The 21,873-nt window shown below is 74.1% G+C and carries 19 protein-coding genes; 7 read left to right on the forward strand and 12 right to left on the reverse strand.

Features of this window, described 5'->3' with window-relative positions:
* Window positions 1-151: 151 nt before the first annotated feature.
* Window positions 152-646 carry a gluconokinase gene (locus ACZ5WK_RS13915; RefSeq protein WP_465547669.1) on the forward strand — a complete coding sequence of 165 codons (495 nt, stop codon included), beginning with the start codon at window positions 152-154 and terminating at the stop codon, window positions 644-646.
* Between the two features lie 74 nt (window positions 647-720).
* Here the strand turns inward: ACZ5WK_RS13915 and ACZ5WK_RS13920 are convergent, their stop codons facing one another.
* On the reverse strand, window positions 721-1,161 hold the full coding sequence (locus tag ACZ5WK_RS13920) for a DUF7144 family membrane protein (protein WP_465547559.1): 441 nt from the start codon (window positions 1,159-1,161) through the stop codon (window positions 721-723).
* A 416-nt stretch (window positions 1,162-1,577) separates the two neighbouring features.
* Between ACZ5WK_RS13920 and ACZ5WK_RS13925 the strand changes: the two genes are divergently transcribed.
* Window positions 1,578-2,030: a DUF6325 family protein gene (locus ACZ5WK_RS13925; RefSeq protein ID WP_465547560.1), complete on the forward strand. Its 453-nt coding sequence runs from the start codon at window positions 1,578-1,580 to the stop codon at window positions 2,028-2,030.
* Between the two features lie 34 nt (window positions 2,031-2,064).
* Window positions 2,065-2,373, forward strand: a complete 309-nt coding sequence (locus ACZ5WK_RS13930; RefSeq protein WP_465547561.1) for an SHOCT domain-containing protein — start codon at window positions 2,065-2,067, stop codon at window positions 2,371-2,373.
* 150 nt (window positions 2,374-2,523) lie between these two features.
* Here ACZ5WK_RS13930 and ACZ5WK_RS13935 read toward each other — a convergent pair whose 3' ends face one another.
* The 9 genes from ACZ5WK_RS13935 to ACZ5WK_RS13975 all read right to left on the reverse strand — a co-directional run bounded on the left by ACZ5WK_RS13935 (window position 2,524) and on the right by ACZ5WK_RS13975 (window position 15,411).
* Window positions 2,524-4,104: a GMC oxidoreductase gene (locus ACZ5WK_RS13935; protein ID WP_465547562.1), complete on the reverse strand. Its 1,581-nt coding sequence runs from the start codon at window positions 4,102-4,104 to the stop codon at window positions 2,524-2,526.
* Between the two features lie 100 nt (window positions 4,105-4,204).
* Window positions 4,205-5,095: a cyclase family protein gene (locus ACZ5WK_RS13940; protein WP_465547563.1), complete on the reverse strand. Its 891-nt coding sequence runs from the start codon at window positions 5,093-5,095 to the stop codon at window positions 4,205-4,207.
* An 85-nt stretch (window positions 5,096-5,180) separates the two neighbouring features.
* On the reverse strand, window positions 5,181-7,004 hold the full coding sequence (locus tag ACZ5WK_RS13945; protein WP_465547564.1) for a glycoside hydrolase family 15 protein: 1,824 nt from the start codon (window positions 7,002-7,004) through the stop codon (window positions 5,181-5,183).
* Between the two features lie 434 nt (window positions 7,005-7,438).
* A complete protein-coding gene (locus tag ACZ5WK_RS13950; RefSeq protein WP_465547565.1) occupies window positions 7,439-8,350 on the reverse strand; it encodes a LysR family transcriptional regulator in 912 nt (303 codons plus the stop codon).
* A 103-nt stretch (window positions 8,351-8,453) separates the two neighbouring features.
* Window positions 8,454-10,397: a phosphatase PAP2 family protein gene (locus ACZ5WK_RS13955; protein WP_465547566.1), complete on the reverse strand. Its 1,944-nt coding sequence runs from the start codon at window positions 10,395-10,397 to the stop codon at window positions 8,454-8,456.
* 875 nt (window positions 10,398-11,272) lie between these two features.
* Window positions 11,273-12,466 (reverse strand): glycine C-acetyltransferase, encoded by a 1,194-nt coding sequence (locus ACZ5WK_RS13960; RefSeq protein WP_465547567.1) that lies wholly within the window; start codon window positions 12,464-12,466, stop codon window positions 11,273-11,275.
* 36 nt (window positions 12,467-12,502) lie between these two features.
* On the reverse strand, window positions 12,503-13,531 hold the full coding sequence (tdh, locus tag ACZ5WK_RS13965) for an L-threonine 3-dehydrogenase (protein ID WP_465547568.1): 1,029 nt from the start codon (window positions 13,529-13,531) through the stop codon (window positions 12,503-12,505).
* Between the two features lie 351 nt (window positions 13,532-13,882).
* On the reverse strand, window positions 13,883-14,539 hold the full coding sequence (locus tag ACZ5WK_RS13970) for a hypothetical protein (protein ID WP_465547569.1): 657 nt from the start codon (window positions 14,537-14,539) through the stop codon (window positions 13,883-13,885).
* Window positions 14,536-15,411, reverse strand: a complete 876-nt coding sequence (locus ACZ5WK_RS13975) for an ATP-binding cassette domain-containing protein (RefSeq protein ID WP_465547570.1) — start codon at window positions 15,409-15,411, stop codon at window positions 14,536-14,538. The genes ACZ5WK_RS13970 and ACZ5WK_RS13975 overlap by 4 nt, the downstream gene beginning before the upstream one ends.
* Window positions 15,412-15,706: 295 nt before the next feature.
* Between ACZ5WK_RS13975 and ACZ5WK_RS13980 the strand changes: the two genes are divergently transcribed.
* Window positions 15,707-17,083: a serine hydrolase domain-containing protein gene (locus tag ACZ5WK_RS13980; protein WP_465547571.1), complete on the forward strand. Its 1,377-nt coding sequence runs from the start codon at window positions 15,707-15,709 to the stop codon at window positions 17,081-17,083.
* 116 nt (window positions 17,084-17,199) lie between these two features.
* On the opposite strand, the gene ACZ5WK_RS13985 is transcribed toward ACZ5WK_RS13980, so the two are convergent.
* A complete protein-coding gene (locus ACZ5WK_RS13985; RefSeq protein WP_465547572.1) occupies window positions 17,200-18,261 on the reverse strand; it encodes an ATP-dependent DNA ligase in 1,062 nt (353 codons plus the stop codon).
* Window positions 18,262-18,327: 66 nt separating this feature from the next.
* On the opposite strand from ACZ5WK_RS13985, the gene ligD reads away from it, so the two are divergent.
* The 3 genes from ligD to ACZ5WK_RS14000 all read left to right on the forward strand — a co-directional run bounded on the left by ligD (window position 18,328) and on the right by ACZ5WK_RS14000 (window position 20,928).
* On the forward strand, window positions 18,328-19,335 hold the full coding sequence (gene ligD, locus ACZ5WK_RS13990) for a non-homologous end-joining DNA ligase (RefSeq protein WP_465547573.1): 1,008 nt from the start codon (window positions 18,328-18,330) through the stop codon (window positions 19,333-19,335).
* A 70-nt stretch (window positions 19,336-19,405) separates the two neighbouring features.
* Window positions 19,406-20,056, forward strand: a complete 651-nt coding sequence (locus ACZ5WK_RS13995; RefSeq protein ID WP_465547574.1) for a GNAT family N-acetyltransferase — start codon at window positions 19,406-19,408, stop codon at window positions 20,054-20,056.
* A complete protein-coding gene (locus tag ACZ5WK_RS14000; RefSeq protein WP_465547575.1) occupies window positions 20,053-20,928 on the forward strand; it encodes an aminoglycoside phosphotransferase family protein in 876 nt (291 codons plus the stop codon). Before ACZ5WK_RS13995 ends, ACZ5WK_RS14000 begins: the two co-directional genes overlap by 4 nt.
* A gap of 208 nt (window positions 20,929-21,136) precedes the next feature.
* On the opposite strand, the gene ACZ5WK_RS14005 is transcribed toward ACZ5WK_RS14000, so the two are convergent.
* Window positions 21,137-21,667, reverse strand: a complete 531-nt coding sequence (locus ACZ5WK_RS14005) for a hypothetical protein (RefSeq protein ID WP_465547576.1) — start codon at window positions 21,665-21,667, stop codon at window positions 21,137-21,139.
* Window positions 21,668-21,873: the final 206 nt, after the last annotated feature.

The raw sequence follows: 21,873 nt of genomic DNA on the forward strand, positions 1-21,873 counted from the left end.
GCCGGGGCCGGGGTGGACCCGCACGGCCGCGCCGTCGCGCCGCCCCGGTGGAACTGCGCGCATGATCTCCTGCAAGGGCCGTCCAGCTCATGCACAACCCGGGAGAGCCGCCGTGGAGACATCCGGACCAGCACCGGCCATCGTCGTGATCATGGGCGTGTCCGGCTCGGGCAAGACCACCCTGGGGAGGCTGCTCGCCGAGCGGCGCGGCGTGCCCTTCGTGGAGGGCGACGACTTACACCCGGCCGCGAACATCGCCAAGATGGCGGCGGGACACGCACTCGACGACGAGGACCGCGAGCCGTGGCTCCGAGCCCTCGCCGACTGGATCCGGGACGCGACCCGCCTCGGAACGGGCGGCGTCGTCACCTGCTCAGCCCTCAAGCGCGGGTACCGGGACGTCCTCCGCGCCGCCGGCCCGGGCGTCCGGTTCGTGTACCTGAGGCTGGACCGGGAGGTCGCGCGGGCCCGCATCGCCGGGCGCGCCGGGCACTTCATGCCGGCCGGCCTCCTGGAGTCGCAGTACGACACCCTGGAGCCGCTGGGCGCCGACGAACCCGGACTGACCGTCGACGCGGGCGCCGACGCCGACGCCGACGCCGTCCTCGGGCAGGTCCTCGCCGCCACCGCCCGCTTCGGGACGTGACGCCGTGCGGGCCGCGCACTCCGGGGCGGCGCGCCGTCGGCGGTGACGGGCCGGCGAGGACGGTTCGTCAGGGTTCAGGGCCTGCCGGCTTCGCGGAGCGATCCGGCACACAGGGCCCAGATGATGAAGATGTTGACGGCGATCAGGACGATGGCCCAGAACGGGTAGTAGGGCAGCCACAGGAAGTTGGCGATCAGGATCAGGCCGGCGAGCACGACACCGACAGCACGCGCCCAGACCGCCCCGGTGAACAGGGCGCAGCCGGCCAGGAGGATGACGATGCCCAGGATGAGGTGGATCCAGCCCCAACTGGTCAGGCTGAACCGGAACGTGTAGTTGGCCGTTCTGACGAACAGGTCGTCCTTGGCGATGGCGGCGATCCCCTCGAAGATCGCCATGGCTCCGCCGAAGATCATCAGAACGGCGGCGAGAACGATCCAGCCCGACCGTAGGGCATGCCGCGAGGTATCGGCGGTGACCTGCCCGGGCTGCGGCTGGTTGACGTTGCCGGCCATGGGGCCTCCTTGGTTCGGGGAGCCGCCCGGCCTTCCGAACGACCGGCCGGCGGCTCCGCTTCCAGCGTTCCACGACGACGTCCATACCGCGCTCCGTACCACCGGGGGCCGCTGGGGGGCGGGACGCGGGGCGCGGGACGGCGGAGGCGCAGGGCCGCGTCGTGTCAGGGCTGCGTCGTGTCGGGGCCGCGTCGTGTCGGGGCCGGCAGGGCCGGCAAGCAGACCCGAGATGCGGCGGTGGCCACCCGCTGATGAAATGACCGTGAGTACCGAACCGGCCGTCCGCACTGCTCCGGCAGCACTTCGGCCGCAGTCCGGCAGCAGCACGCAACCCACCCGGCAGCAGGTGCGGAACAGTTCCCGGCGCCGAGCCCGGATGTCCGGCCCGGGTCGGACAGACCCGATGAGGAGTCGATGTGAGCACCGAAGCCACCGAACCCGACGAACCGGGACCCATCGACTACGTGGTGATCGAGTTCCCGGGGAGCCGGATGAACGGGGAAGGGCTGCCCCTGCTCGTCGACCTGGTCGATCGAGGCATCATCCGGATCCTGGATCTCATCTTCGTCCGGAAGGAACCGGACGGGTCGGTCGTCGGCGTCGAACTCGCCGACCTGACCGGCGACGGCCAACTCGACCTCGCCGTGTTCGAAGGCATCTCCTCCGGCCTGCTCGGCCAGGACGAGATCGACGACGTGGGCGGCGTCCTGGAGCCCGGCAGCTCCGCCGGCATCCTCGTCTACGAGAACGTCTGGGCCGCCCCCTTCGCCGCAGCCGTCCGCCGCGGCGGCGGACGGCTCGTCGCCAACGGCCGCATCCCGGTCCAGGAACTGCTGGCAGCCCTCGAAAGCGCCGAGACTCAGGCCTGACCTTTCCGGGTCGGTCCAGCAGAGGAGCAACACCATGCCAGGCCTACTCCGCGGCGTCGCCCGCACGGCCGTCATCGCCGGGACGGCAACCGCCGTCTCGAACCGGGTCTCCCGCCGCCAGGCCGGCCGCTGGGCCCAGCAGGAGGCACAGGCGGCACCCCCGCCCGCCGCCGAGGCCGCGCCGGCACCGGCACCGGCACCGGCACCGGCACCGGCACCGGCACCGGCCGCCGATATGAGCAGCAAGATCGCCCAGCTCAAGGACCTCGGTGAGCTCAGGGACCAGGGCGTGCTCACCGACGCCGAGTTCGAGACGCAGAAGGCCCGGATTCTCGCCTCCTGAGCACGCGCGGGCCCCGGCGGAACGAGGAGCTGTCGGGCCCACGGCGCCGGCCTCGCACTCGGACCGTCCTGCGGGGACGGCGGCCATGACCGCCGTCCCCGTCGCGCAGCCGACAACACGGCGCCGGCCCGGCACGGCGCCGTGCCGGCTTCAGCGGAGGCGCTCCGCGATGCGGTCGCCGACCCGCAGGGCGTTGGCGATGGCCGTCAGCGACGGGTTCACCGCACCGATGCTCGGGAAGAAGCTGGTGTCGACGACGTAGAGGTTGTCCAGGTCGTGGGCCTTGCAGTCGCTGTCGAGCGCCGATGCCTGCGGGTCGGTGCCGAAACGCACGGTGCCGGCCTGGTGGGCGGTGGCGCCGATCGGCATCCCCTTGTGCAGGTAGAGGCTGTGCGGCAGCAGGTGGTGGGGGTGCATGCCGAGGTGGCCCAGCATCTTCTGGAGCTTGTGCTGCAGGCGCTTCAGCCCTTCGATGTTGTTCTTCTCGTCCAGGGCGAGGTGGATGTCGCCGTCGCTGTCGAGGGTCACGCGGTTGTCGGGGTGCGGGAGGTCCTCGCCGCACAGCCAGAAGTCCACCGCGTGGTGGGCCAGCACCTCGAACGGCATGTCGGGTGAGGCGAGCCCGGCCCAGCGGGGAGCCTCGCCCTTGATCTGGTCGGAGTCCGACTTCCCGAGCATCTGGATGCCGCCGAGGGGGTAGTCCCAGTCGTCCGCGCCCAGGTACCAGTCGTTGAGCGCGAGGGTCTTCTGGAACTGCGTGTCGTTGGGCTCCTTCGACACCGCCATCAGCGCCAGGTTGTTGTGCCGCATGTAGTGGCGCCCCACCACGCCCGAGCTGTTGGCGAGACCGTCCGGGTGCCGGTCGTTCGCCGAACGAAGCAGCAGAGCAGCCGAGTTGACGGCTCCACAGGCCACCACCACGATGTCGGCGGAGTACTCCGCGACCGTGCCGTCGGCGAGTTCGGCGACCACCTTGTCGACACTGCGGCCGGTCGGCCCGGTCTCGAGCCTGCGGACGTTCGCCCCGGTGACCATCGTGACGTTGTCGTGTTCCAGGGCCGGGTCGACACAGATGACCTGGGCGTCGGCCTTGCCCTGTACCAGGCACGGGAATCCGTCGACCCGGTTGCAGCGGATGCACACGCTGGTGTGGGTCGCCCGGCCGTCGCCGTCCTGGGTGAGGTTCACGCCGATCGGCAGGTGGAAGGGGTGCAGACCCTGCTTCTCCAGGTCGTCGCTGAGCTGCTGGATGCGCGGCTCGTGCTGCACCGGCGGGTACGCGTACTGGGCGCTCACCGGCCCCTCGCCGGGGTCCTCGCCGTGGTGGCCGTGCACCAGGTACAGATGCTCGGCCTGGGTGTAGTACGGCTCCAGGTCCTCGTAACGGATCGGCCAGGCCGGGGAGATGCCGCCGTGGTGCCGCAACTCGCCGAAGTCCTCGGGGCGCAGCCGGAACAGCGCGGCGCCGTAGAACTTCGTGTTGCCGCCGACGTAGTAGTTGACCTCGGGTGGGAACCGGTCGCCGTGCTTGTCGTACCAGAACTCGGGGGCGCGGTACTTGCCCTTGACGAAGACCGCGGTGGACTCCCAGTTGTCCCGCTCGCGGGGCAGGTAGCCGCCGCGTTCCAGGATCAGGATGCGTTTTCCGGTCGGGGCGAGGCGGTGGGCGAGGGTGCCGCCGCCTGCTCCGGTGCCGATGACGATGAGGTCGTAGTGCTCGGTGGCTGCCATGGGGTCGCCTCGGATCGTGGGTCGGTGCGGTGCGGTGCGGTGTGGTGCGGGTTTGCGTGGTGTAGTGCGGTGCGGTGCGGGCCGGCGGCCGGACCGTCGGTCAGAGGATGGCGATGGGGTTGACGGGGGAACCGGTGGCCGCGGGGAGCCGCAGGGGCGCGACCACGCAGAGGAACGACCAGCGGCCCTCCTCCTCGCAGAGCGGCACCAGGTCCTCGAACTGCAGGTAGTCCATGAAGTAGAGCCCGAGGGCGTGGATGCCCAGGACGTGCACGGGGAAGTCCACGCCCTCGGTGAGGCTGGGGGCCGTGTCGTTGTTGCCGTCGCTGCCCAGTGCGGAGACCCGGCGCTCGGCCAGGAACTCCACGGCGGCGGGATGCAGCCCGGCCCGGCTGCGCGCCGCGTCCCAGGGCCCCGTCTCGACGCGCCTGCGGCGGTGGCCGACCCGGACGAGGAGGATGTCCCCCGCGCCGACCCGCACGTGCTGCGCGGCCTCGGCGGCCCGGAGGTCGTCGGCGGTGACGTGGTCGCCCGGCTCCAGCCACGGCACGCCGCGCAGCCGCGGAATGTCAAGCAGGACGCCGCGGCCGACGATGCCGTCCCGCACGAGCTCGACGGACAGGGCGGTGGCGCCCGCCCCGGTCACGGTGCTCGCGGGGACACCCCCGTACAGGGTGCCCTCGTAGACGACGTGGCACAGGGCGTCGAGGTGGCTGTCCGCGTCGCCGTGGACGTGCATCGAGAAGTGGTCGGTGGCGAAGTGGAGCCCGGTGGCCGGAGCCTCGGTCTCCGGGCGGCTGGTGAGCCGGTGGCCGGCCGGGTGCGGGTTGTCGGGGGCCGCGCGGGTCTCGACCGGTGCGGCGAGGGTGACGGTCCGGCCCGAGCGGACCTCCGCCGCCGCGGCGCGGACCGTCGCGGGCGTGACGGCGGCCGGCGCTCCGCGCCCGCCGGACCGTGCACCGGCCGACGACTCCCGCAGGCGTGCGTACATTTCGTCGAACGCGGCCCTGCTCTGCGGGCGGCCACTGCCCCGCCCGTGCCCCGGCTTCCCGTGCCCCGGCTGCCCCGGCTGCGGATCAGTCACGCTGTCGCTGCCGGTCAATGGCCTCGTCCAGGGTCGATGCCGCCATGATGAGCGACAGGTGGGTGAACGCCTGTGGGAAGTTGCCGAGTTGCTCACCGCTCGGGCCGATCTCCTCGGCGAAGAGCCCGACGTGGTTGGCGTAGGTGTGCATCTTCTCGAAGGTGTAGCGCGCCGGACGGACGCGCCCGGCCCGGGCCAGGGCGTCGACGTAGAGGTAGGTGCAGAGGCTGAACGTACCCTCCGAGCCGCGCAGGCCGTCCGGCGACGCGGCCGGGTCGTAGCGGTAGACGAGGCTGTCCGAGACGAGTTTGCGCTCCATGGCGTCCAGGGTGGAGAGCCAGCCCGGGCTCTTCGCGGCGAGGAACCCCACGCGCGGGATGAGCAGGAGGGAGGCGTCCAGGACGTCGCCGCCGTAGTGCTGCACCAGGGCCTGCTCGGCCCTGCTCCAGCCCTGCTCCATCACCTGTTCGAGGATGCTGTCGCGGGCGGCGCGCCAGCGCGGGATGTCGGCGGGCCGGCTGAGTTCGGTCGCCAGGCGCATGCCCCGGTCGAACGCCACCCAGCACATCACCCGGCTGTAGGTGAAGTCCTTCCGCCCGCCGCGCGTCTCCCAGACGCCCTCGTCCGGGCGGTCCCAGTTGTCGGACAGCCAGTCCAGGGTCCGCGCGAGGCCCTTCCAGCCGTGGTAGCCCAGCTCCACGCCGACGTCCAGGCCCTCGGCCATCGCGTACAGGGACTCGCCGTAGATGTCGAGCTGCAGCTGGTCGGCGGCGGCGTTGCCCGCCCGCACCGGGCGCGAACCCCGGTAGCCCTCCCAGTGGTCCAGGATCTCCTCGGTGAGATGCGGGTCGCCGTCGACGCGGTACATGATCTGCAGCCGCTCGCCGGGCAGGTCGGCCCGGTCGTGCATCCGGTCACCCAGCCACTTGGTGAAGGCCGACGCCTCCTCCACGAACCCGAGGTCGAGCAGTGCACGCACCGAGAGCGAACCGTCCCGCACCCACGAGTACCGGTAGTCCCAGTTGCGCTCGCCCCCGACCTGCTCGGGCAGACCCATGGTGGCGGCGGCGACCGGTGCACCGGAGGGGTGGTAGGTGAGCAGCTTGAGGGTGATGGCCGAGCGGTTCACCATCTCGCCCCAGCGGCCCCGGTAGCGGGACGTGTGGAGCCACTTCTGCCAGAAGTCGACCGCCGCCCACAGCCCGTCCGTGATGCCCTCCACGGTGAGCGGGGGCGGCGCCGCGCCGTCGGCGGCGGACGTCGTGAACACGGCGGCGGCGGACTCCCCGATGTTGAGGGTGACCGCTCCTCGGACGTCGTCCCCGTCCCGCTCCAGCGGGAAGCTGGCCTGCAGGTGCCCGGCGATCCCGGGGGCGCGGAACACGGCGTCCTGGCCGTGCAGTTCGAGCTCGTGACCGGCCCGGCCGTAGTCGAACCGCGGCCGGCACTCCAGGACGAACCGCACGGTGCCGCGCACGACGCGGACCACCCGCATCAGGCTGTGGCGGTCGGTCGGGGTGCGGCTGGTGTTGGCCGGCATCCAGTCGACGACCTCGCCGACGCCGTCCGGCGACATGAACCGTGTCACCAGCACGCCGGTGTCCGGGTAGTAGAGCTGCTTGCACGACATGTCCGAGTGCTCGGGCGCCAGCCGGAAGTACCCGCCGCGGTCGTGGTCGAGCAGCGCGGCGAAGACACTGGGCGAGTCGAACCTAGGCGAGCAGAACCAGTTGACCACGCCCTGTGAAGACACCAGGGCGGCGGTCTGCAGATCGCCCACCAGACCGTGGTCGGCGATCGGGGGGTAGCGGTCCATGAACATCCAATCCCCAAAGGTGACTACACAGCGTCCACTATCCGACGCGTTGTGCGACAAGAAGGGGCGCGACGCGCCGCGACCGTCGATGTGCCGTCACCGGCGTTGGCGCGGTCGCGGCCCTGGTCACCGGCCCTCCCGGTGGAGTCGCCGAGCTCGCCTGTCTGCCCGCGCTCTGCGACGGCGGGAAGGCGGAGTGCCCGAGGTGGCCCGGCTCTCTTCAGGTCGGGTGGGGGGCGTTCGGGCTCTTGAGGTGGCTCGCGGCGGTGCCGCTGTTGCCGAACCGCTGGGAGGCTGCTGCCGTCGACGGAGGAGGTTCGGCGGAGAAGGTTCGACGGAGGAGGTTCGACAGGGAGGGTGAGGAGCGCGCTCGACTCCGTGCCGGCACGGCTGGTGGCCGCTCTCAGGGGCGTCCGCTTCCAGGGGGCGCGCTCTCAGGTGGTGGCCGTGGCCGCCTCGGCGAGGGCGTCCAGGACCGGGCGGATCAGCGGGTGGCCGTCCGCGCCGGCCCGGACGGCCGCGAAGACCCGGCGGGTGGCGAGCGCGCTGTCCACCGGCCGGACCGCGACCTGTGCGAGGTCCACGCCCAGCAGCGCGGAGCGCGGCACCAGCGCGACCCCGGCGCCGGCCGAGGCGAGCGCGACGACCGCGCGGAAGTCGTCCGAGGAGTGCACCAGGCGCGGCTGGAACCCGGCGTGCTCGCAGGCCAGCAGCACCACGTCGTGGCAGGGGTTGCCGGGGTACGGGCCGATCCACGGCTCGGCGGCGAGGTCGGCGACGGCGATCGGCCCCTCGGTGGCGGCGAGCGCGTGGTCGAGCGGGAGCACCGCCTCGAACGGTTCGGCGTACAGCGGCACCCGGGTGAGCCGGGCGTCGTCGGCACGCGGGGCGCCCCGGTACTCGACGGCCACCGCGAGGTCGGCGCGCCCGTCCAGGACCATCGGGAGGCTGGCGTCCCCCTCCGCGTCCAGCACCTTGAGGCGGACGCCGGGCGCGCGGGTGGCGAGGGTGCCGATGGCGGGGGCGAGGACGAGGGAGATACCGGTCGCGAAGGAGGCGACGGTGACCTCGCCGCAGACGCCCGCGGAGTAAGCGGCGAGGTCCGCCTCGGCCCGCTCCAGCTGGGCGAGGACGGCGTCGGCGTGGCCCAGCAGGATCTCCCCGGCCGCGGTGAGCCGCACGCCCCGGCCCTCGCGGGCGAGCAGGTGGTGGCCGGTCTCCTGTTCCAGCGCGGCCAGCTGTTGGGAGACCGCCGAAGGGGTGAGGTAGAGGGCGGCCGCCGCAGCGGTCACGGTGCGGTGGTCCGCCACGGCCCGCAGGGTCCGAAGCCGTCGTGCGTCGATCACACGCCAATTCTGCCAGCGTGGCGGGGAGCCCCGGGGCGGGGGAGGCAACGGGTGCCGGAGTGGGAAGTCGGACGGGCCGACTTCCCACTCCCGGGCGTGGCCCTCAGGGGTCCTTGCGGCCCGGGTGGGCGAGGTCGTCGTCCGGGGCCGGAGCGGAGGCGGACGCGGGCGCAGGGACGGGCAGGTCGGGGTCGGTGAGGAGGCGGGCGGTGAGGACGTACTGGACGACGCAGCCGGCGAGCAGGACGGCGACGCCGCCGACCGCGTCCAGGACCCAGTGGTTGGCGGTGGCCACCACCACGAGGAACGTGAGCGCCGGGTAGAGGGCCGCCAGGGGGCGCAGCCGGGGGTGGCGGGTGGTGGTGGTGATCACGACCAGGGCGCACCAGCCGGCCCAGGCGATGTGCAGGGACGGCATCGCCGCGTACTGGTTGGAGAGTGCCGTCAGGGCGCCGAGCGGGGCATCGCCGGGGCTGTCGGACGGGTCCTCGCGCAGGCCGTACTCGGGGACCAGCCGGGGCGGTGCGAGCGGGAAACCCCAGAAGCCGACCAGGGCGAGGCCGGTGGCGCCGAACAGGATGGTGCGGGCGGCGCGGTAGCGGGACGGATGCCAGGCGTAGAGCCAGACCAGCACGCCGAGCGGCACCACGAAGTGGAGCACCTTGTAGTACTCCTGTGCCGCGTCCAGCAGCCAGTCGCCGGCATGCAGCGCCCAGCCGTTGAGGCCCGGTTCGATGTCGATGTGCAGCGCGCGTTCCAGGGCGTAGATGCTGCGGGCGTGCCCGGTGGCGATGGCGACGCGCTCGGGGGCGGCGTTGCGGATGAAGCTGTAGATGCCGTAGCCGACCTGGATGAAGAGGAGTTCCAGTACCAGGTTCGGGCGGGACACCGGCCGCAGCGGCGCGGGCAGCAACGGCAGGTACCGCAGGACGGGCCGGTGGCGCGGGGGCGGGCCGGGGCTGCGGCGCAGGTGCCAGAGCGGGTCGCTGCGGGAGCGGAACGGGAGGACGGCGGCCGCGGCGAGGGCGACCAGGGTGGGGGCCTTGCGCAGCAGCAGGCCGCTGACCGGTTCGATCCCCGGGTCGAGCATGGTGCTGGGCAGCAGGGCGACGGTGGTGGCGATCACCGGCCAGAGTGCGCGGTCCTCGGGCCGGCGGCCGAGCCGGCCGGTGGCCGCGAGGAGCAGCCAGCCGAGGTCGGCGGGTACGGCGACGGGGGCGATGACCAGGGTGGCGCAGCCGAGCACGCCGGCCGCGAGCAACGGCTGGCCGTCGCCGGCGAGGGTGCGGGCGCGGCGGAGGGCGAGCACCACGGCGGTGACCGCCACCGCCAGCCAGACGGCGAGCAGCGGCGGACCGTGCAGGCCCAGCCGGAGCAGGACGCCGAGGGCGGTCTGGTTGGCGGGGTCGCCGGTGGCGGCCGGATCGTCGAACCGGTGCCGGAAGCGGGCGGCGCGCGCCGGGTCGGCGAGGCGGACGACACCGTGCAGGAGGACGGCCACCGTGAAGGCGGTCAGGGCGGGACGGATGCGGGTGGACGGCCGGGGGCCGGGGCGCGGGAGGGCGGCGACGAAGAGGAGCAGGGCGGGGTGGAGCGCGATCGCCACGCCGAGCGCGAGACCGGAGGTGGGACCGGGGTGCCCCGCGCGGCGCGGCAGGACGTCGAGCAGGACGAGGGCGGTGGTGGCGAGTCCGAGGACGGCGTCCACCGGGTGGCCGCGCAGGTCGGCGCTGACCAGCACTGCGCCGGCCGCGAGCGGGCCGACGGCGGCCGGGGCGGGCACGCCCGGGGGTGGGTGGCGGGCGATCAGGGCGCCGGTCGTGGCCGCGGCGGCGAGAGCGGTGAGCACCAGACCGGCCCGGGTGGCGGTGGACGGCCAGGTGCCGAGGAGGAGTGGAAGGGCCGGCCGGTCGTCGGCGGCGTCGCCGAGGGTGGTCCAGGTGACGGCGTCGGCCGCGGCGAGGGCGATCACCAGGCAGAGCCCGGTGAGGACGGTGCGGGGGCTGGGCCCCCGGCGCGTTCCGGTGGCGGGCCTGGTCGGGACCATCCCGCTCCTCTCGCCGCACCGCACCGCTGCGCCCGGGCCGGTCGGCCGGGTCGCCCTCCTGCCGACTCTCGGACGGCGGCGGCCACCTCGCACCCCGAACGGCGCCGCGCGGGGGACGCGGTGGGACCGCGTGGGACCGGGTGGAACGGGGTGGGACCGGGTGGGACCGGGGCTGCGGGGCCGCGGTGGGCGGTCCGCTTTGCAAAGGCGGGCAGCTGTTTGCAAAGTGCGAGGCGAAGGGGCGGTACGGGCAGGGGGCAGGGTGGGAGGGAGCGTACGGGTTCGGATGGAGGCGAGCCGGGAGGAAATAACGGTTCGCCCCACACCTCCGCACTTTGCAAAGCCACGTGTTTGCAAAGTGCGGGAACGTGCGGGAAACGAAGCGGGAGCTGCGGGAACAGGGCGGGAGCGTGCGGGAACGCGGGTGGGAGCCGTGCCGGAAGGGAGCGGAAGCTGCGGGAGCGCGCCGGAACGGGTGGAAACGGGCGGCACACGATCCGCGGTCGGGAGTGGGAAGTCGGACGGGCCGACTTCCCACTCCCGGGCGGGAGGGTGGGGCAGATGGTCTCAAGTGGCACGGCCGGCGTCGGCGCCGCGGTCGGCCACGGCGGTACGGCCGGCGTCGACGCCCGGCCGGCTCGGGTGGCCCGACGCGCCCCGGGCACACGGCCTGCCCCGGCACGGCAGCCGGCGGTCGCGCCGCGGGCCTTACCGCTCCGGGGATCCCGGAGGCTTTGGTGCCGTGCGGCGGAGGCGGGCCGGTCCGGCCTCCGCCGCACGGCGGCTCGGGGGCCCGTGACGCGTCCGGTTCCGGGCGGACGGGCCACGGGCGGTCCGACTGGGTGCCGGGATCGATGGCACCCGTGCGCGGAGGGCTACTCCCCCATGGCCGCGCGGGCGTCGACGAAGGCGGCGACGGCGCGCTCGACATCCTCGGTGGAGTGCGCGGCGGAGAGCTGGACGCGGATCCGGGCCTGGCCGTGCGGCACCACCGGGAAGGAGAACCCGATCACGTACACACCGCGCTCCAGCAGCAGCTCGGCGAGCCGGCCGGCCTTGGCCGCGTCGCCGATCATCACCGGGGCGATCGGGTGGTCGCCGGGCAGGATCTCGAAGCCGGCCTCGGTCATCTTCGACCGGAACAGCGCCGTGTTGGCGGCCAGCCGCTCGCGCAGCTCGGTCGACTGCTCGACCAGGTCGAGCACCTTCAGCGAGGCCGCGGCGATCACCGGGGCGAGCGAGTTGGAGAACAGGTACGGCCGCGAGCGCTGGCGCAGCAGGGCGACGATCTCGCGGCGGGCCGCGACGTAGCCGCCGGAGGCACCGCCGAGGGCCTTGCCGAGGGTGCCGGTGATGATGTCGACGCGGTCCATCACGCCGTGCAGCTCGGGGGTGCCGCGTCCGTTCGGGCCGACGAAGCCGACGGCGTGCGAGTCGTCGACCATGACCATCGCGTCGTAGCGGTCCGCGAGGTCGCAGATCTCGCGCAGCGGGGCGACGTAGCCGTCCATGGAGAAGACGCCGTCGGTGACGATGAGGCGGCGCCGGGCGTCCTGCGTCTCCTTGAGCTGCTGCTCCAGGTCGGCGAGGTCGCGGTTGGCGTAGCGGTGGCGGCGGGCCTTGCAGAGGCGGATGCCGTCGATGATGCTCGCGTGGTTGAGGGCGTCGGAGATGACCGCGTCGCGCTCGTCGAGCAGGGTCTCGAAGACGCCGCCGTTGGCGTCGAAGCAGGAGGAGTAGAGGATCGTGTCCTCCTGGCCGAGGAACGCGGAGAGGCGGTCCTCCAGCTCCTTGTGGACGTCCTGGGTGCCGCAGATGAAGCGGACCGAGGCCATGCCGTAGCCCCAGCGGTCGAGGGCGTCCTTGGCGGCGGTGAGGACCTCGGGGTGGTCGGCGAGGCCGAGGTAGTTGTTGGCGCAGAAGTTGAGCACCTCGCCGGGGCGTCCGCCGCCGGTGACGGTGACGGCGGCGCTCTGCGGGGTGCCGATCACCCGCTCGGGCTTGAAGAGGCCGGCCTCGCGGATCTCGTCGAGGGTGGCGGCGAGGTCGTCGCGCACGTTGTCGAACACAGCAGACTCCTAGTCAGCGGGGAGGCTCGGGCGGTCTCAGGCGGTCCAGTCGAGAATGATCTTGCCGCAGCGGCCGCTGGCCGCGTCGTCGAAGGCGGCCTCGTAGTCGGAGGCGGCGTAGCGGCCGGTGATGACGGGGCTGAGGTCGAGGCCGCCCTCCAGCAGGACGGACATCGCGTACCAGGTCTCGAACATCTCGCGGCCGTAGATGCCCTTGATGGTGATCATCGAGGTGACGACGGAGGCCCAGTCGACCGGGAACTGCTCGGCGGGCAGGCCGAGCATGGCGATCTTCCCGCCGTGGGTCATGTTGGCGATCATCGACTGAAGGGCCTCGGGGCGGCCGGACATCTCCAGGCCGACGTCGAAGCCCTCGCGCAGGCCGAGCTTCTGCTGGCCCTCCTCGATGGTGTGTTCGGCGACGTTCAGGGCGAGCGTGACGCCGACCTCGCGGGCCAGGTCGAGCCGGTAGGGGGAGACGTCGGTGATCATCACGTTGCGGGCGCCGGCGTGCTTGGCGACGGCGGCGGCCATGATGCCGATCGGGCCGGCGCCGGTGATCAGGACGTCCTCGCCGACCAGCGGGAAGGACAGGGCGGTGTGCACGGCGTTGCCGAAGGGGTCGAAGATCGCGGCGACGTCGAGGTCGACGGGGACGCGGTGCACCCAGACGTTGGAGGCGGGCAGCGCGACGTACTCGGCGAAGGCGCCGTCGCGGCCGACGCCGAGGCCGACGGTGTTGCGGCAGAGGTGGCGGCGGCCGGCCAGGCAGTTGCGGCACTTGCCGCAGACCAGGTGGCCCTCGCCGCTGACGAGGTCGCCGACCGCGATGTCCGCGACGGCCGCGCCGATCTCGGCGACCTCGCCGACGAACTCGTGGCCGAGGACGAGCGGGGTCCGGATGGTCTGCTGCGCCCAGCCGTCCCAGTTGCGGATATGCAGGTCGGTGCCGCAGATGCCGGTGCGCAACACCTTGATCAGCACCTCGCCGGGGCCGATGGCAGGCTTCGGGACGTCCATCAGCCAGAGTCCGGGCTCGGCCTTCTGCTTGACGAGTGCCTTCACTGCGGCGGCTCCTGACGCACGAGGGGGGCGGCCTGGTGTGGGCAGGCCGGCGGGGCCCGGCGGGGTGGCGAGTCCTGCCTCCTCGTACCGGGCACGGAGCAATCTGCCTGGTGGGAGCGGGTGCGGTCCATCGAGGAATTCTTAAGGGCCGCCACAGCTGGGCTAAACGATCGTGCCCGAGCAGCGCCGGGCGGCCTTCGCGGCGTGCCGGTGGCCACCCTTTCGGCGGAGCGTGCGGAGCGTGCCAGGCGGGCGGGGCAGGCGGGCCAGGCGGGCCAGGCGGGCGGGGCGGAGCGTGCCGGGTGTGCCGGACGTGCGGGCCAGGCGGGCCAGGCGTGGGGCCGGCCGGGTTCAGCTCCTGCGGTTGCCGATCGCCTGGGTGAGCGCCGCCGCGGCCGCCAGGCATCCGGTGGCGACGACGAGCAGGCCGGTGGTGGAGGCCAGCAGGTCGGCCGCGCGGGGGGTGGTGGTGAGCCGGGTGAGCAGCGGGTTCACCGGGGGCAGGCCCTTGGCCACCATCAGCGTCAGCAGCAGCACCAGGGCGAGCAGCAGTGCGTGGCCCGGCCGCCGGAAGACCAGGCGGGAGCAGACCAGGCCGACGGCGATGCCGGTGAGGGCGCAGGTGAGCTGGGCCTCGGCGCCGAGCAGCAGGTCGGCGCCGGTCGGCCGGTGGCTGCCGGTCAGCAGGGGGATGCCGAGGCCGAGGGCGGTGAGCGGCAGGCACCAGAGGGCGGCGGCGCAGACCGAGCCGAGCAGGACGCGGCGTGAGTCGCCGGCGTTGACGACGACGACGGCGTGGTGGGACCGGTCCTCCAGTCCGATCTGGGCGATGGTGAGCCAGGTGGAGCTGAGCAGCATGATGCCGGCCGCCGAGCCGTAGGTGGCAGTCAGCGGGCCGTTGTCGCTGCTGGTGAGCACGGTGAGGAGGCCGAGGAAGAGCAGCACCGGCGCGAGGTAGCGCTGGGAGAGCAGCATCGTGGTGAACAGGTACCGGACCAGTGCGGTCACCGGGCCGCCTTCCTCGACGTGCCGCCCTGGGCGTCGGTGAGGCCGCCGGCCGGGGTGAGACCGTCGACGGACCAGTGGTGCCGGAGTGCGGTCAGCAGGACGGCGTCCGAGTGCCGCCGTTGGACGCGGACCACCAGGGAGTCGCGGTGGCGGGCGGCGTACAGCACGCCGGGGAGGGTGGACCAGTCCGGTCCGGCCGGGGTGGCGCCGGTGCCGGTGGCACGGGCGCTGAGGACGATCTCGGCGACGGCGGTCTCGTCCGCGGTGTGCCGGTCGCCGCCGCAGGGGGTCACCCGGCCCTCGCTGATCGCGTAGGCGCCGGTGGCGTGACTCCTGGTGATCGCATCGCGGTGGTCGGTGAAGACGACGGCCCCGCCCTCGGCGGCCACCTCGTCGATGAGTTCGCCGAGCACGCCGTGGGCGGAGGCGTCCAGGCCGGACCAGGGTTCGTCGAGGACGAGGAGTCCGGGCCGGACGAGCAGGGCCTGGGCGAGGGCGACCTTCTGGGCGTTGCCCTTGGAGAGGGTGCGCAGCGGGGACCGTGGTCCGCCGACCAGGGCGAGGCGGTCGATCAGCAGGTCGGCCCGGTCGCGGGCGGCGGCGGTGGGCAGGCCGCGGACGCGGCCCATGTGGGTCAGGTAGGAGCGCACGGTGATGCGGTCGTCGGCGGTGAAGCGGTCCGGCACGTAACCGGTCTCCCGGGGGCGGCCGGTGATGCGGCCGGAGGTGGGGCGGGAGAGTCCGGCCAGGAGCCTCAGCAGGGTGGACTTGCCGGAGCCGTTGCCGCCGAGGACGGCGAGGACGTCACCGGCGGTGATGTGCAGGTCGACGTCGTGGAGGATCCACCGCCCCGCTCCGTAGCGCTTGCTCACTGCCTCGCATCGCAACAAGTCGGCTCCCGTTGGCGTCGGTTGACCCTCCGCACCCTACTGCGCCGTGTCGGGGGCGGGGTGTCGTGGTGCCGGGCGGGGCGGTGGCGGGGCTGCGTCCGTTCGGGCCGGCGATGCGGTGGCGGGCGGTGGGGTGGGGGCGGTGCGTCCGTTCGGGTCAGCGGGGCGGCGGCCCGGCGCGCGGGCCGGGCGGGGCGCACATACGGTGGCGATCGCTCCCCCACGGCCTCGTGGAGCGCCGCTCCGGGGCCGTCCGCCGCAGAGAGGCGTCTCGACCATGAGCTCGACCGTGACGAAGGCCCGACGACGGACGTTACCCGCGGTGCGCCGCCGCTCCCGCTCGCGGGCGGCCACGGCGGCGCTGGCCCTGGCCACTGTGCTGGCCGCCGCCGGCTGCTCGGGCGGGGAGGCGTCCGGGCCGTCGTCCGCCGGTGCGGTCACCGCCGTTCCGGCCGCGCTCAGCCCCTCGGCGAGCGGCCCGTCCTCGGCCGGCGGTGCGCCGAGTGCGTCGGGCTCGGCGGGTGCGTCGGGCGGCGCCGTGGTGCGGCTCACGCCGGACGTCACCGCCCGGATGGACGCTGCGGTGCAGCGGGTGCTGAGCCAGACCTCCGTCCCCGGGGTCATGGTGGGCCTGACCACCCCCGACGGCAGCTACCTCAAGGCCTTCGGCGTCTCCGACAAGATCGCCGGCACTCCGATGGTGACCGGCCTGAACATGCGGATCGGCAGCGAGACCAAGACCTTCACGGTCACCGGGCTGCTGCGGCTGGTCGACCAGGGCAGAGCCGGCCTGGACGACCCGGTCACCAAGTACGTCCCGGACGTGCCCGGTGGCGACGCGATCACCCTGCGCCTGCTGGCCGACATGCGCAGCGGCCTGTTCTCGTACACCGCGGACCCGGATTTCGTGCAGGCCTTCCTCACCGACCCGGCCCGGGTCTTCACGCCGCAGCAGCTGCTGGCGTACGCGTTCCAGCACCCCGCGGACTTCGCGCCGGGCACCCAGTTCGAGTACTCCAACACCAACACGGTGCTGCTCGGCCTGGTGATCGAGAAGATCAGCGGGCAGCCGCTGGGCAGCTTCCTGAAGCAGCAGGTGTTCGACCCGGCCGGGCTGGGGCGGACGGTCTTCCCGGCCGACGCGTCGTTCCCGCAGCCGCACGCCCGCGGGTACACCAACCAGACGCCCAGTGGCGCGGTCGAGGACGCCACCGACTGGAACCCGTCCTGGGCGTGGGCGGCGGGCGCGGCCATCTCGGACCTGGCCGACCTGCAGAAGTGGGCGAAGGTGCTGGCCACCGGCACGCTGCTCAACCCGGCGACCCAGGCCGAGCGGCTGATGACCCTGCCGACCGGGGCACCCGGCCTCGGCTACGGGCTGGGGTTGTTCGTCAACCACGGGTGGGTCGGGCACAACGGCTCGCTGCCGGGCTACCAGAGCGTGACGGTCTACCTGCCGTCGGCGCAGGCGACGCTGGTGGTGCTGCTGAACAGCGATGTGCCGTACCGGGGTTCGGAGCCGTCGACGCTCTTCGCGCAGGCGGTCACCGAGATCGTCTCGCCGGGGAACGTCTACTCCTTCCCGGCGGCTCCGGAGAGCAGCTCGACCGCGCCCGCGGCGCCTGAGTCCGCGCTGGAGCCGGCGGCGGCCTGAGCCCGCGATGGCCTGAGCCCGCGGCGGCTTGAGCCCGCGCCCTGCGGGGCGGTGAAGCGGGCCGGCCACCGGCCGGGCGGCCGGGCCGGCTTCGTGCCAGCAGTTTTGGCGGTGCGTCAGATCCCGAGCACCCGGGAGAGGTCGTAGGAGACCGGCTCCTCCAGCTGCGCGTAGGTGCAGCTCTCCGGGGTGCGGTCCGGGCGCCAGCGGCGGAACTGTGCGGTGTGCCGGAAGCGCGTCCCCTCCATGTGGTCGTACGCCACCTCGACCACCCGCTCGGGGCGCAGCGCCACCCAGGAGAGGTCCTTGCCGCCGGTCCAGCGGCTGACCGCGCCGGGCAGCCGGGCGTCGGCGTGTGCGGCCTCGTCGGCCCAGCCGCCCCACGGGTGGGCGGAGGTGTCGTCCATCCGCAACGGGGCAAGTTCCTCGGCGAGTTCGCGCCGGCGGGCCATCGGGAAGGCGGCGCAGACGCCGACGTGCTGGAGCCGGCCCTCGGCGTCGTTGATGCCGAGCAGCAGGGAGCCGACCACCGGGCCGCTCTTGTGCTCGCGGTAGCCGGCGACCACGCAGTCGGCGGTGCGCTCGTGCTTGATCTTGAACATGGTCCGCTCCCCCGGCCGGTAGGGCTGGTCCAGCGGTTTGGCCACCACGCCGTCGAGTCCGGCGCCCTCGTACTCGGCGAACCAGCTCTGGGCCAGGTCGCGGTCGGTGGAGGCGGGGGCGGTGAAGACGGGGTCGGCGGCGTCGGCGAGGGCCGCCTCCAGGGCGGGACGGCGCACGGAGAGCGGTTCGTCCAGCAGCGAGGCGTCGCCGAGGGCGAGCAGGTCGAAGGCGACGAAGGAGGCGGGGGTGCGCGCGGCCAGCATCGTGACGCGGCTGGCGGCGGGGTGGATCCGTTCCAGCAGTTCCTCGAAGCGCAGCCGCCCGTCGCGGGCGATCACCACCTCGCCGTCCAGGACGCAGCGTGGTGGCAGCTCACGTCTCAGCGCCTCGACCACTTCGGGGAAGTACCTGGTCAGCGGCTTGCCGGTGCGGCTGCCGAGCTCGACCTCGTCGCCGTCGCGGAAGACGACGGTGCGGAAGCCGTCCCATTTGGCCTCGTACTGCATCCCGGGCGGGATCTTGGCGACGGACTTGGCGAGCATCGGTGCCAGCGGCGGCATCACGGGCAGGTCCATGGCTCCGATCCTCGCGCCAACCGTTCCGGGGCGCGCGCCGGGCGGGGCGCGCTTAGCGTGAGAGGCATGGGCTCAGCCGTGGAACTGGATGTCGCCGGGCGCAGCGTCCGGCTGTCGAACCCGGACAAGGTGTACTACCCGGAGCGCGGGTTCACGAAGTTGGACGTCGCGCAGTACTACCTGGCGGTGGCGGACGGGGTGCTGCGCGGGTTGCGGGACCGGCCGACGACGCTGCAGCGATTCCCGGACGGGGTGGAGGGCGAGTTCTTCTACCAGAAGCGCGCGCCGAAGGGCCTGCCGGAGTGGCTGCCGACGGCGCGGATCAGCTTCCCGAGCGGGCGGTCGGCGGACGAGATCTGCCCGAGCGAGCCGGCGGCGGTGCTCTGGGCGGCCAATCTGGGCTGTCTGACCTTCCACCCGTGGCCGGTGCGGCGCGGCGACACCGACCACCTGGACGAGCTGCGGATCGATCTCGACCCGCAGCCGGGGACCGATTTCCACGACGCGGTGCGGGCGGCGCACGAGTTGCGGGCGCTGCTGGAGGAGTTCGGGCTGCGCGGCTGGCCGAAGACCTCGGGCGGGCGCGGGTTGCACGTGTACGTGCCGCTGGAGCCGGAGTGGACGTTCACCGACGGGCGGCATGCGGTGATCGCGCTGGGCCGGGTGCTGGAGCAGCGGCTGCCGGGCCGGGTGACCACGGCCTGGTGGAAGGAGGAGCGCGGCGAGCGGATCTTCGTGGACTACAACCAGATGGCGCGGGACCGGACCATCGCCTCCGCGTACTCGCTGCGCGCGCGACCGCGGGCGACGGCGTCGGCGCCGCTGCGCTGGGAGGAGCTGGACGACGCCGCGCCGGAGGACTTCGACCTGCGGACGCTGCCGCCGCGGTTCGCCGAAGTCGGGGACCTGCAGGCGGAGATGGACGACCGGGCGTACCGGCTGGACGGGCTGCTGGAGCTGTACGAGCGGCAGCTGCGGGACGAGGGCATGGGTGAGCTGCCGTACCCGCCGGACCATCCGAAGGCGGCGGGCGAGCCGACCAGGGTGCAGCCGAGCCGGGCGAGGAAGACATGATCACGAGCGGAGTGTGATCACGTAGGCTGGCGGTCTCGGGAGACGGTCGGGGCACGGGAGGGGTTTCGGGGTGGGCGAGCGCGGGGTGCGGGAGATCCTGGCGGACGCGGCGGGCGGGGTGTTCCCGCCGTCGGACGGGACGGTGACGGTGGTGCCGCAGCCGTCGCCGCGGGAGGCCGGGGTGTTGTCGTTCGCGGCGCACGCGGTGGTGTTCACCGACGAGGACCCGGCCTGGGTGCACGCCGTGCTGGCCGCCGTGCCGAGCGACCCGCTGGCCGCGCCGCTGTGCCCGCCGTTCCTGACCGCGTTCGCCGAGCGGACGGGGCGGGTGGTCAACAACATCGACCTGCTGACGGTGGCCGGCCGGCTGTCCGGTGAGCCGCCGCTGGCGCTGGAGGAGGTCGCGGACCGGGAGCACCCCCGGGTGGTCCGGGCGCTGCGCTACCGGGAGGACGTGCGGGTGTTCACCGTGGACGGCGGGGTGCTGGTTCTGGGCCGCGGGGTTGCCGGGCGGTGGGAGTGCGCGGTCGAGGTGGATCCGCGGGCGCGCGGGCGCGGCCTGGGGCGGGCGCTGGCGGTGAGCGCCCGGCACCTGCTCCCGGAGGGCGAGTGGATCTGGGCGCAGCAGGCGCCGGGCAACGCGACGAGTGTGCGGGCGTTCCAGGCGGCCGGGTACCGGCCTGTCGGCGCGGAGACGCTGCTGGTGCTGGGGCGGCCGTGAGTGACCTGCCGGAGGTGCCCGCGGAGGTGCGGGCCCGGCTGGCGGTGCGGTTCGGGCCGGCCGCGCAGGAGTGGTGCGCCGGGCTGCCGTCGCTGGTGACGGAGCTGGCCGGGCGGTGGGGGCTGACCGTGCTGTCGGCGGGCGGGGGCGGGACGTCCCGGGTGTTCCGCTGCTCGCGGGCCGGCGGTGACGGAGCGGGCGGCGGGACCGTCTGGCTGAAGCTGACGCCCGACCCCGAGGTGGCCCGGCAGGAGGCGGTGGCGCTGCGGGCCTGGGGCGGGCTGGCGTCGGTGGTGGAGCTGCTGGCCTACGAACCGGCGGCGCATGCCCTGCTGCTGGCGGACGTGCGCCCGGGCGGGCCGCTGCGGCGGGAGGGCCGGCGGCCGGCCGAGGTGGCGCCGCTGCTCGGGGCGCTGCGGTCGGTGCCGGTGGACGGGCTCGCGCTCGGCCCGCTGGCGGACCGGGTGGAGTTCCTCTTCGGCCTCACCGAGCGGCGGGCGCCCGGCGCGGTGCCGCCGGCCGCGCGGGCGTTCGCGCGGGAGCTGGCCGCGGGCGGCCCGGTGGCGCTGGTCCACGGGGACCTGCACCCGGGCAATGTGCTGGCCGGCCCGGCCGGGCCGGTGGCGATCGACCCCCGGCCGTCCCTCGGGGATCCCGACTTCGACCTGGTGGACTGGGCGGTGGACGGTGTCACCGGCCTGCCCGCGCTCAGGCGGCGGATCTCCGGGCTGGCGGCGCTCGTCCCGGGCTCGGATCCGGAGCGGGTGCTCGCCTGGTGCCGGGCGACCGCGGTGATCGTCGCCGCCCCGCGGGTGGCGGCCGGGCGTCGGGACGCGGAGACGGCGTTCCTGGCGGAGCTGGCCGGGATCTGAGGCCCGCCGGGCCCGCCGATGGGTCCGGGCCCGTGCCCGCCGGGCCGCGTGGGCCTGGCGTGGCGGCCGGGGACCCGGCGGGGGGCGACAGGCGTCTCGGCCTGCGGGGCCGCAGAGGCGTGGCGGCCGGTGTCCCCAGCGGGGCCGCAGAGGCCCGGCGGGGGCGGCAGGGTCTCACCGTGCGGCCGCTCAGAGCCCCGGCCGGGGCTCAGCGTGCCGCGAGGGCGCCGAGGAAGAAGGCGAACGCCCCGACCAGGAGGATGCCGGTGGCGACCCCGAGGGCCGTCACCAGCCACGTCCACGGGAGCAGCGGGCGCAGCAGCCGGGCGGCCAGGCAGGCGCCGAGGGCGACCGCGGCCAGGGCGAGGTGGAGCATGCTCAGCCAGAACAGCACTCCCGCCGTGCCCGCCAGGCGGCACACGCCGTCGTCGCAGGAGACGCGGACCCTGGCGTGGGTCTCCACCTTCCAGTCGATGCGGGCGTGCTCGTTGGGGATGCCGCCGTCGTCGGGGTAGAACGTGCCCCGGCAGTCGCCGCTCTCGGCGGGGACGGCTTCGGCGGTGTCGGTGCGCAGGCACCGGTCGGCGACCAGTGCGCCGGGGGTGCCGGAGAACCCGGCCGCGTACCCGAGCCCCTCCCCCGCCACGGCCGTGCCCCAGCCGCCGGCCCCGAGCAGCGCCAGTACTGCGGCGGCGATCGTGAGCGCCTTGACGAGCGCGCGCCGAATGTCCGGATCCATTCCTGCCCCTGTCCGTCGCTCCCGTTGCTGGGACGCGTGCCCGGGCCGCGCGGTTCGGCGCCGGGGGCCGGTACCGTCCGCGCGTTCGCGCCGCCGGAGCCACGTTCGTGCCGCCGCCGCGAAGCCGCCGGTCGGGCCGTCGGGCCGTCGGGTGGTCGGGCGGGGCGAGTGGCCCGCGCCGCCCTCCCCCCCGGGGGCACGGGAGG

It is taken from the genome of Kitasatospora sp. NPDC032757, from assembly GCF_055579305.1.

Excerpts from the sequence above, each read along its gene's own strand:
- ACZ5WK_RS13915 (WP_465547669.1), top strand. The coding sequence starts at position 152 with ATGGGCGTGTCCGGCTCGGGCAAGACCACCCTGGGGAGGCTGCTCGCC.
- ACZ5WK_RS13920 (WP_465547559.1), bottom strand. The coding sequence starts at position 1,161 with ATGGCCGGCAACGTCAACCAGCCGCAGCCCGGGCAGGTCACCGCCGAT.
- ACZ5WK_RS13930 (WP_465547561.1), top strand. The coding sequence starts at position 2,065 with ATGCCAGGCCTACTCCGCGGCGTCGCCCGCACGGCCGTCATCGCCGGG.
- ACZ5WK_RS13935 (WP_465547562.1), bottom strand. The coding sequence starts at position 4,104 with ATGGCAGCCACCGAGCACTACGACCTCATCGTCATCGGCACCGGAGCA.
- ACZ5WK_RS13940 (WP_465547563.1), bottom strand. The coding sequence starts at position 5,095 with ATGTACGCACGCCTGCGGGAGTCGTCGGCCGGTGCACGGTCCGGCGGG.
- ACZ5WK_RS13945 (WP_465547564.1), bottom strand. The coding sequence starts at position 7,004 with ATGGACCGCTACCCCCCGATCGCCGACCACGGTCTGGTGGGCGATCTG.
- ACZ5WK_RS13955 (WP_465547566.1), bottom strand. The coding sequence starts at position 10,397 with ATGGTCCCGACCAGGCCCGCCACCGGAACGCGCCGGGGGCCCAGCCCC.
- ACZ5WK_RS13980 (WP_465547571.1), top strand. The coding sequence starts at position 15,707 with ATGAGCTCGACCGTGACGAAGGCCCGACGACGGACGTTACCCGCGGTG.
- ACZ5WK_RS13985 (WP_465547572.1), bottom strand. The coding sequence starts at position 18,261 with ATGGACCTGCCCGTGATGCCGCCGCTGGCACCGATGCTCGCCAAGTCC.
- ligD (WP_465547573.1), top strand. The coding sequence starts at position 18,328 with ATGGGCTCAGCCGTGGAACTGGATGTCGCCGGGCGCAGCGTCCGGCTG.
- ACZ5WK_RS14005 (WP_465547576.1), bottom strand. The coding sequence starts at position 21,667 with ATGGATCCGGACATTCGGCGCGCGCTCGTCAAGGCGCTCACGATCGCC.